The sequence below is a fragment of the Streptomyces sp. NPDC004667 genome (assembly GCF_040609475.1).
Taxonomy (GTDB): Bacteria; Actinomycetota; Actinomycetes; order Streptomycetales; family Streptomycetaceae; genus Streptomyces.
Window position 1 is genome coordinate 1 of the sequence record NZ_JBEXKC010000153.1, and the last position, 8,758, is coordinate 8,758.

8 protein-coding genes are annotated in these 8,758 nt (G+C 73.3%); 4 read left to right on the forward strand and 4 right to left on the reverse strand.

Annotation, left to right across the window (positions count from 1 at the left end):
- The 3 genes from ABZW32_RS37715 to ABZW32_RS37725 form a co-directional block, all read left to right on the forward strand.
- The coding region (locus ABZW32_RS37715) for an acyl carrier protein (protein WP_356225123.1) at positions 1 to 251 on the forward strand (251 nt) is incomplete at its 5' end.
- A gap of 239 nt (positions 252 to 490) precedes the next feature.
- Entirely contained in the window at positions 491 to 1,132 is a 642-nt protein-coding gene (locus tag ABZW32_RS37720; protein WP_356225125.1) for a TetR/AcrR family transcriptional regulator, read from the forward strand.
- 220 nt (positions 1,133 to 1,352) lie between these two features.
- Positions 1,353 to 2,759 carry an oxygenase MpaB family protein gene (locus ABZW32_RS37725; RefSeq protein ID WP_356225127.1) on the forward strand — a complete coding sequence of 469 codons (1,407 nt, stop codon included), beginning with the start codon at positions 1,353 to 1,355 and terminating at the stop codon, positions 2,757 to 2,759.
- A gap of 13 nt (positions 2,760 to 2,772) precedes the next feature.
- Here ABZW32_RS37725 and ABZW32_RS37730 read toward each other — a convergent pair whose 3' ends face one another.
- The 3 genes from ABZW32_RS37730 to ABZW32_RS37740 form a co-directional block, all read right to left on the reverse strand.
- A complete protein-coding gene (locus ABZW32_RS37730) occupies positions 2,773 to 3,516 on the reverse strand; it encodes a hypothetical protein (RefSeq protein ID WP_356225129.1) in 744 nt (247 codons plus the stop codon).
- Between the two features lie 221 nt (positions 3,517 to 3,737).
- On the reverse strand, positions 3,738 to 6,194 hold the full coding sequence (locus ABZW32_RS37735; protein ID WP_356225131.1) for an FtsX-like permease family protein: 2,457 nt from the start codon (positions 6,192 to 6,194) through the stop codon (positions 3,738 to 3,740).
- Entirely contained in the window at positions 6,188 to 6,910 is a 723-nt protein-coding gene (locus ABZW32_RS37740; protein ID WP_356225133.1) for an ABC transporter ATP-binding protein, read from the reverse strand. The genes ABZW32_RS37735 and ABZW32_RS37740 overlap by 7 nt, the downstream gene beginning before the upstream one ends.
- A gap of 303 nt (positions 6,911 to 7,213) precedes the next feature.
- Here ABZW32_RS37740 and ABZW32_RS37745 point away from each other — a divergent pair, with 303 nt between their 5' ends.
- Complete coding sequence (locus ABZW32_RS37745; protein WP_356225135.1) at positions 7,214 to 7,945, forward strand: hypothetical protein; 732 nt, start codon at positions 7,214 to 7,216, stop codon at positions 7,943 to 7,945.
- Between the two features lie 408 nt (positions 7,946 to 8,353).
- Here ABZW32_RS37745 and ABZW32_RS37750 read toward each other — a convergent pair whose 3' ends face one another.
- The gene (locus ABZW32_RS37750) at positions 8,354 to 8,704 is read right to left on the reverse strand and encodes a beta/gamma crystallin domain-containing protein (RefSeq protein WP_356225137.1); all 351 of its coding nucleotides are present in this window, start codon (positions 8,702 to 8,704) and stop codon (positions 8,354 to 8,356) included.
- Positions 8,705 to 8,758 lie beyond the last annotated feature (54 nt).

Sequence of the window (8,758 nt, forward strand, 5' to 3'; positions counted from 1 at the left end):
GCGGCGGGGCGGCGGACGCCGGGGAGGTGTTCCTCGACGCGGCGGCCCAGGTGCTGGGCATGCCCCGGGACCGCCTCGACCTGCGGCGCACCCTGCGGGCCTACGGCATCGATTCCGTGACCGCGGCGCAACTGCGGGGACGCGTACGGCGTGAAACGGGACAGGACATCGGGCTGGTCCGGCTGCTCGGCGGGGACACTCTGAGGAGTCTGGCGACCGAGGTGTCCGCGGCGCGGTCCGCGGGCGGCTGACCCCGGAAAGCGGCCGGTGGGAGCGGTGACGGCCGGACGCCACCGCTCCCGTCCACCGATTCCGGACAGGGCTCAAACATGTACTATTGTTCATTCATGGATCTTGGTACAAGTGGATGGGACGGCCCGTGCGGGCGCCCCGTCCAGCCCTCGGTCGAATGAACCCGTTCCCCGTTCACACCACGGGCGGCGGCAGCCGGTAGGGGCCACCCCGCACACCGCGCGCGACAGGAGTACACATGGGAGACACACCGGCCACCGCGACGGAACCGCAGGGCCGCCGTGAACGCAACAAACTGCGTGTCAAGAACCGGATCTACGAGGCCGCGCTGGTCCTCTTCACGCAGCAGGGGTACGACCAGACCACGGTCGACGAGATCACCGAGCGGGCCGATGTGGCGCGCGGGACCTTCTTCAACCACTTCCAGCGCAAGGAAGACCTCATCGCCGAATGGGGTCAGGAGCGCAGGGCGTTGCTGCGCGAGGGCCTGGAGGCGGGGGGGCTCACCAACTCCGAGGACAAGGCCACCCGGCAGGTCCTGTCCCGGTGCATGAGCATCCTCGCCGACATCAGCCTGCGGAACCCGGCCCAGACCAAGGCGATGCTGACCGCCTGGGTGCGTGCCGGGTTCCCGCTCCACGAGCACCCGTACGCGGCCCACATGTTCAGCGAGTTCATCAGGGCGGGGCGCGAGCGGGGCGACGTACCGCGCGACGTCAACGTCGAGCTGGCCGGCCACATGCTGCGCGACATCTACCTCGGCACGCTCTACCAGTGGACGCGGGGCCCGGAGGACGAGGCGGACCTGGAGGCCTCCTTGCAGGCCGCCTGTACCGCCGTCCTCGACGGGCTGGTACCGCGCTGCGCCAGCGTGCGGTGACCCTTCCCGCCCGGCGCCCGCGACGGGGCGCCGGGCGGGGTGATCACCCGTCGCGCGGGGTGCCACCGGGCTCCGGTCATCCCGCGGCGGGTGGGGCCGACGGGCGGGCGGGCGTTCGGGAAGACGCACGTCAGGGTGGAGGCCGCAGTCCGGGCGGACCGGGTGGGGAGCGGGAGCGTTGTACGGGGTGTCGGTGTCCCCGTGAGAGAAGGAAGCTCCTGTGCCCTCTGTGCCCTCTGTGACTCCTGCGGCCTCCCCCGGTGTCGAGACCCTGCTGCGGCGGACCCTCGGCGAGCGGCGCATCGGGCTCGTGGCATGGCGGTTGCTCGTGTTGCAGATCGCCCATCCCGTCGTCGCCGCGGGCATGGACCGGTACTCCACCTACCGCGCCCACCCCTGGCGGCGGATCGAGCACACCATGGAGAGCGGCAGCCGGCTGTTCTTCGCCGGGCCCGAGGAACGGCGCCTGGAAGTGGCCCGCCTCCAGCGCACGCACCGGCGCATCCACGGGACCGACGCGGCCGGACGGGCGTACAGCGCCGAGGATCCCGAGGTCCGCGGCTGGGTGATGGTGACGCTGTACGAGTCCATGACCGCCATGCGCGAACTGTCCGGGGATCCCCTGTCACCCGCCGAACGCGACGTGCTGTACGCGGAGTTCCTCGACGTGTGCGCCGCCCTCGGGATTCCGGGCGAGGTGCTCCCGGCGGGCGCCGCCGATGTCCCGGCGTACGTCGAGCGCACCGTGCGGGAGGTCCTGGAGTACGGCCCCGAGGTGCGCCACATGCTCCACGGGTTGCTCCGCGAGGCCCCCGCCCCGCGCCGGCTGGCGCGGCCGGCACTCGCGTGGCCGCTGCTGCGGGTGGTGATCGCCCGCGCACTGGCCGCCCTGACGGTCAGCGATCTGCCGCCGGCCTGGCACGAGAAGTTCGGGACGTCGCGCGGGCCCGGGGGCGCCGCGCTGTCGTGGACGCTGCACCACGGACTGCGCCACGCCATGCGTCTGGCTCCCGATCGGGTGCGCTACCGCCGCCGCTCCGTGAGTGGCGCGCCCGCGCCGGTGGTGGTGCCCAGGGCCCGGATCGGCGGCGATTCCCGTCCGGCCCGGCTGGAGGCGTTCTTCCGTCAGGTGCTGGACCAGACCGGCAACGGCCGGGTCGACTCCGCCGACCTCCAGGCCATGGTGCACACCGTGTGCTGGCGGCTCGAACTGCCCGCGGAACGGGAGGACGAGGTCTACGCCGCGTTCGAGGGCTGGTGGCGCCAGCTCCGGGAGGCGGCCGACGCCGACGGCGACGGGGGCGTGGACTGCCGCGAATTCGTGTCCGCGATGCTGGCCGGGGTGGACCGTGACCCGGCGTACCTGGAGAACGGCCTCGTACCGGCGGTGCGGGCACTGTTCCGGGCCGCCGATGCCGACGGCAGCGGCTGCCTGGGGGCTGACGAGTACCGGCTGCTGTTCGGGGGTCCCCGGGTGCACCCGGCCGAACTCAACGACGGGTTCCGGGAGATGGACGCGGACGGGGACGGCCGGGTCGAGGAGGCGGAGTTCGTCGCCGCGTTCCGCGAGTTCTTCACCGCCCGGACCGACAGCACCGCCGGAGCGGGCCTGCTCGGCCGGGCCTGACGGGCGTCGGCGCTCAGCGGGGCGGCTCGCACCGCCGGGGAAGGGTCACGGTGCCGGGCCGGTGCTCGAAGGTGTCCATGACCAGCCACTCGTCCAGCGCGGGGTCGTACAGGTTCTGGACACCGAACTGCAGCACCTGCCAGAAGGTGCCGCGGTCGCTCTCGTCGACGTAGATGTCGCCGAGCGCGAGCGGCAGTCGGAGGTGGTTCCCGGGAGGCAGTTCGGGCAGGACCACGCCCACCCTCCAGTGGTTCACGCGCCGCTGCGGATGCGTGCCCCGCAGGGTCTGCGGCCCGACGAACCGGGCGTTCTCGAACGCCCGGTTCAGGTCCTCCAGATTGAAGCCCGGGATGCGTGAGCAGGGGTGTTCGTCGAGGCCGGGCCATTTGTACGTCAGCGTGTAGAGCGTGTCGTGGTAGATCAGGTTGGTGAACCAGATGGGGTACTGCGGGCCGCCGGCCGTCATCTGGCTGTCGCCGTCCCTCCCCTCCCAGGTGAACGGGACCTCGATGTCCAGGTCACGGACGATCCACTTGCCCTTGCCCCGGAAGTCGCGGGGGAGGCGGGGCGGAGGCGGCTTCGGGGAGGACTCCCGGCCCGCGGCCACGGTCCCGGGCGACACTGCGGTCCCGGGCGACGGTACGGTCCCCGTCCGGGTTCCGGTCGCGGCGGCCGGTGGCGGGGCCGCCAGGGCGAGGGCGGCCATTGCGGCGAGGGCGGCGGACGTGACCGTCCGACGCGTGCCATTCCAACCCATGGTCTTCCTCGGCTGTCGTGTCTGGCGCGCCGTCATGGCGCGAGGACAATCACGGAGATTCTGGGACACCGTCCCCGGAATTGAGCATTCCGAAACCGATGGTCCCCGTGCCGGGGTCTTCGGGTCGGGGTCTTCGGGTCGGGGTCTTCGGGTCGGGCCCCGGGGTGGACGGGTGGGCCGCGGGCCCTCGGCCTTCGGCCCCGTCCGGCCCCGGCCGTGCCCTACTCGCGGATGCCCGCCGCTTCGACCGCCCTTCGGCGGGTCGCGCGTCGGGCCGCCTGCCACGCGGTGGCCACCGTGACGAGGGCACACAGGGCGACGGTCCCGCCGATCCGGGTCCACGGGAGCACCGTCGGCGCGCCGGTCACGAGCCTGCCCAGCGAGGCGTGCTGGGTCACCGCGGCGAGGGCGGTCGCCACGGCGGCGAGTACGGTCGCGACGACCACCGCCACGGCCGACTCGGCCACGGCCACCTTCACGATCTGGCCGCGCACCGCACCGGCCAGTGCGAGGAGGGCGAACTCCCGCCGCCGTCCGGCCATCGCCATGATCAGGGTGTTGGCGACCGCGATCAGCGCGTAGGCCAGCGCGATGCCCAGGACGATCACCGCGGCGTTGTCCGTCTGCTCCGCGGCGTGCGCGCGCAGGCTCTCCAGGTGGGCGTCGTAGGTCACGACGCGCGCGCCCGAGCCGGCCAGGGCGCGGTTCACCGCCGCCGTCTGCCGCTCGTCGAGCGGCAGACCGCTGCCCGCGAGGGAGTCGAGGTAGACCGTGCCGGGCGGCAGCCCGCCGGTCAGCGACGCCGGCAGATAGGTGTCGTCGCCGTTCAGGCCGCGTGCGACGACCGCGGCGATGACGGTCGGTACCCGCGCACCGGTCGGCAGCAGGGTGATCACCTGGTCCCCGACCGAGAGGCCGTTGGATTCGGCCGCGTGTTCGTCGACGACGAGGAAGTTCTCGGGCAGCGAGGTGAGCGAGCCGGAGAGCACGGGCGGCGTGACGGTGGCGCCCAGCGCCGCCGCGGGCACCGCGTTGGCGCTCAGCGAGTCGAGCTGCTCGCCCTGTGCGGTGCCGATCCGGATGTTCATCGAGGTGACCGGGGTGACCCGGACGCCGGGCACGGCCGCCAGCCGCCCCAGCGTCCCGGCGTCGATGCCGGAGCCGCCGGGCACCACCACGTCGGCCGCGTGGATCTCCTGCCGTTGCCGGGCGAGCACGACGGCGTCACCGGACTCCTGCACCGTCAGCAGGGTGCCGACCAGTCCGACCGCCACGACGATCGGTGCCACCGTGGCGGCCGTACGCCGCCGTGAGGTGAGGATGTTCTCGCGGACCAGCAGCGGACCGGCCTTCGCCGAGCCGCGCAGCGGGCCGACCAGCAGCCGGGTGACCGGCCGCAGCAGGATCGGCGCCAGCAGGGCGACCGCGCCCACGTACAGGACCGGGACCGCCTCGTACTTGCGGGCGCTTGCCGCGAGGTGCGGCTCGGTCCGGCAGATGACGATCCCCGCGACGACCGCGCCGACCAGCATCCCGATGCCCGCCAGCCACCGGACCGGCGTCATCCCGCGGCGTTCCACCGCGCTCTCGCGCAGCACTTCGATCGGCCGGACCAGCGAGACCCGGACCAGGGTGGCGGCCGAGCCGGCCAGCGCGGCGGCCACACCGATGACGAAGGAGACCAGCAGGGGCAGGGGGGCGAAGCCGATGGTGAACCAGGAGGGGGCCACGTGGTGGCCGAGCATCCAGGAGCGCAGCGGAACGGTGCACAACGGGGCGAGGACGCAGCCGGCAGCCGCCGCCGCCAGGCCGATCAGCAACGCCTCGCCCAGCACCATGCGGCGCACCTGCCGGGGTGCGGCGCCCACCAGCCGCATCAGTGCCAGCTCGCGGCGGCGCTGCTCGGTGGCGAAGGCGAAGGTCGCCATGACGACGAACACCGCGACGCACACGGCGAGTCCGGTCGTACTGCCGGCCATCGCCTGGGCGTTGGCGAGCGCCTGGGCGCCGCCGGTGGAGTCGGCGTCGAGGCGGGTCAGGGCATCGCCTTCGAGGACCACGGCCCGGCCTCCCACGAGGGTGGCCAGCCCCGCCGGGTCCTGGTCGGTGACCAGGGCGTTGACAGCGGGCGACAGGCGCCCGGCCTCGGCGTCGTCGAAGAAGACCGCGCTCTCGAACCAGAGCGCGTCGGTGACCCCCACCACCCGGTAGCGTCCGGTGCCCCCGGCGGTGGCGGCGCCGACCTGACGACCGATCAGCGACGGGGCGCCGCCGCCGAGGGCGATCTCGTCCGGGGCCCGCGGTGCGCGCCCGGCCACCAGGCGGTATCCCGCGAAGGCGGCCGAGGACCAGGGGTGGCCCGTCGTCCCCGCCGGACCCGGCTCCAGCCGCACCGGGAAGCTGCGGTCGGGGGTGGCCTTCCCGGCCGCCGTCACCTGTGCCACGACCGTGGGCGGCAACGCGGCCGGGGCCTTCATCGGCCGCCCCTCGAAACCCTGCGGCGCGACCACGGCCGGGGCCCGCCCGAACCGCTGCGGGCCCGGATGCGGTGTGCCGAAGGTGGCCGCCAGGGTCAGCGTCATCATGCCGATCATGGTCGTGCCGAGCGCGAGGGCGAGGAAGGCGCCCAGGAAGCCCGTCATGCGGTGGCGCAGGGTGGCCGCGGCGATCCTCAGCACGGCTTCGTCCCGTCCCCGGCGGGCTCCAGTGCGGCCATCCGCCGGGCCACGGTCTCCGCCGTCGGCCCGAGCAGTTCGCCGGTCACCCTGCCATCGGCGAGGAAGACCACCCGCTGCGCGTACGAAGCGGCTCCCGGGTCGTGCGTGACCATGATCACCGTCTGCCCGTGCTCGTCGACGACGCCGCGCAGCAGTGCCAGGACCTCCTGCGCGGTACGCGAGTCCAGCGCGCCGGTCGGCTCGTCCGCGAAGATCACCGCGGGCCGGCTCACCAGCGCACGCGCGATGGCGACACGCTGCTGCTGGCCGCCGGAGAGCTCGGCGGGCCGGTGTCCGCCGCGCTCGGCCAGGCCGACCTCCGCCAGCCCCCGGTCGATCGTCACCGGGTCGATCGCCCGCCCGGCCAACCGCAGCGGCAGCTCGACGTTCTGCCGGGCCGTGAGTGCCGGGATCAGGTTGAAGGACTGGAAGACGAAGCCCATGTGCTCCCGGCGCAGTTCGGTCAGGGCCCGCTCGGAGAGCTCGTGCAGCGGCACGCCGTCGAGCAGCACCCGGCCCGCGTCGACCCGGTCGAGTCCCGCAGCGCACTGCAGCAGCGTCGACTTGCCCGAACCGGAGGGGCCCATGACGGCGGTGAAGGTGCCCGCCTCGAAGTCGACGTCCACCGTGTCGAGGGCGTGCACCCGGTTGTCGCCGCGGCCGTGGGTCTTGCGCACGGCGGTCAGGCGGACGGTGCCGCCCGCCCTCTCCGCGACGGGTCGGGCGGGGCTCGAAGCCCGTTTCGGCAGAACCTTGTTCCGGAACACTCTCTCGACTTCTCCCAGCGCGCAGCGGTCGCGGGCATCGGTCACCCGCCGCAGCGACGCTAGGGCCGGGCTCGGTGTCCGCACCTCCGGGTCGTCCCTGGTCCGCACCCTGAGGTACCCCTGATCCGGGCCGTCGGCTGATCGTCGACAATCACGGGGGTGTGGCGGCGCCGTGGCGTCGCGCACCAGCATGTCGATCCACGAGGGCGGGCCATGTCGGGGAACACGAGCGGGCGGGAACTGTGGGGCAGGACGTATCTGGCGCTGCTGCCCTGGACCCGCCTGCCCATGGGTGATCTGCACGCACGCTGCGCGGAGGCGGTGACGGCGGCGCTCGCCGTGCTGTGGGGCGGGTGCGACGACGCGCTTCTCGACGCGCCGGCCTGCGACGGGCAGATCCACGCGATCGTTGCCGCTCAGAAGGCGTACGGGCTCGGATGGCGCGACGCGGTGCTCGGCGATGTCACGGCGGATGCGCGGGCCGCCCGGCTGGGCGACGGCCCGGGTGGCCTGTGGGCACCGGCCGAGCGCTGGAACCGTGGCCGGGGGCGGACGTTCCGGCCCACCCTCCGCCGCGATCTGGAATTCTTCGCGATGCATCCCTGGGCCGGGGAGTTGGAACGGCTGCGGGCCGTGCGGCGCGCCGTCGAAGCCGCTTCGGCCGATCCCCGCACCGCGCTGACCTTGCTCTTGCGTACGGCGTGGACGGACAAGGCCACCGAACGGCGGGGCTGGGATGACGCCGAATGGTGGCAGTACCTGGAGGTCGATGCCCTGGTGGCCTGGGCGGTGGTCGCCCTGGGCCTGCCCGTGGAAGACCCCGCCGGCGCGGGAACGGCCGTCGAGGAAGCCGCCGAGGCGGTGAGCCCGTCCGACTGGACCTGGACGGGGACGGGACTGCCGGACGGTTTCCTCGACGCCGCGTTCGCAGCGCTGGAGCTGTGACGCCGACAGGGCCCGGCGATGTCGTGGGCCGTCCGGGAGGGATCGGTGCACGGCAGGTTCGGCCGAGGGAACGCGCCGACCGCGTGCCGGCGGCTTTTCATGCCGACGGGCGGTCCTCCCAGGGGCGGACCCTGCCGACGACCTCGGTCACCGACGCGTGCTGCGCCAGGGTCGCGGCGACTGCGGCGTACGCGTGCGGCCGGCCCTGGGCGTGAACCCACGGCACGGCCTGCCGGAACGGTCCCGTACGTGGCGGGACACGACGACGGTGGTGCGTCCCTCACGGACCAGCCCGCCCACGACTCCGGCCGGCATCCCCGTACCGCCGACCACCAGCACCGGACTCCGAAGAGTCGACTCGGTGACATTCGTTCGGGCATGTTCGCACGGGGAGGCGGCGTCGGGGTGTTACAGGATCTCGATGGAGTTGACCTGGGGCGGGCGGTTCGGGAAGGAGATTTCGGTCCAGCGGTTGATGCGTACGGAGTCGCCGTTGGCGTCGTAGTAGATCAGGTCGTTGTTGCCGGTGGAGATCTTGTCGACCCACCAGCCTCCGAAGCCGGTCCGCCCCCTGTTCGCGTAGCAGTCCACGCTCTGCCGACCGCCGCTGTGGGACCAGATCTTCAGGAAGTTCTCGCCGCCCCGGCACTCGACGTGGTCGATGGCGAAGGCGTTTCCGGGGGTGGTCAGCGTGAGCGATGCCGCCGCGACGAACGTGACGGCGGCCGATCGGACGAACCTCGTCGACTTCAAGAGCACGATCTCTCCTTCACGGGAACCCGGTGGGGAGGGCGGCCCCGTGCCCCCGGGCAC

Coding starts and splice junctions, on each gene's coding strand:
- ABZW32_RS37720 (WP_356225125.1), top strand. CDS start 491: ATGGGAGACACACCGGCCACCGCGACGGAACCGCAGGGCCGCCGTGAA.
- ABZW32_RS37730 (WP_356225129.1), bottom strand. CDS start 3,516: ATGGGTTGGAATGGCACGCGTCGGACGGTCACGTCCGCCGCCCTCGCC.
- ABZW32_RS37745 (WP_356225135.1), top strand. CDS start 7,214: ATGTCGGGGAACACGAGCGGGCGGGAACTGTGGGGCAGGACGTATCTG.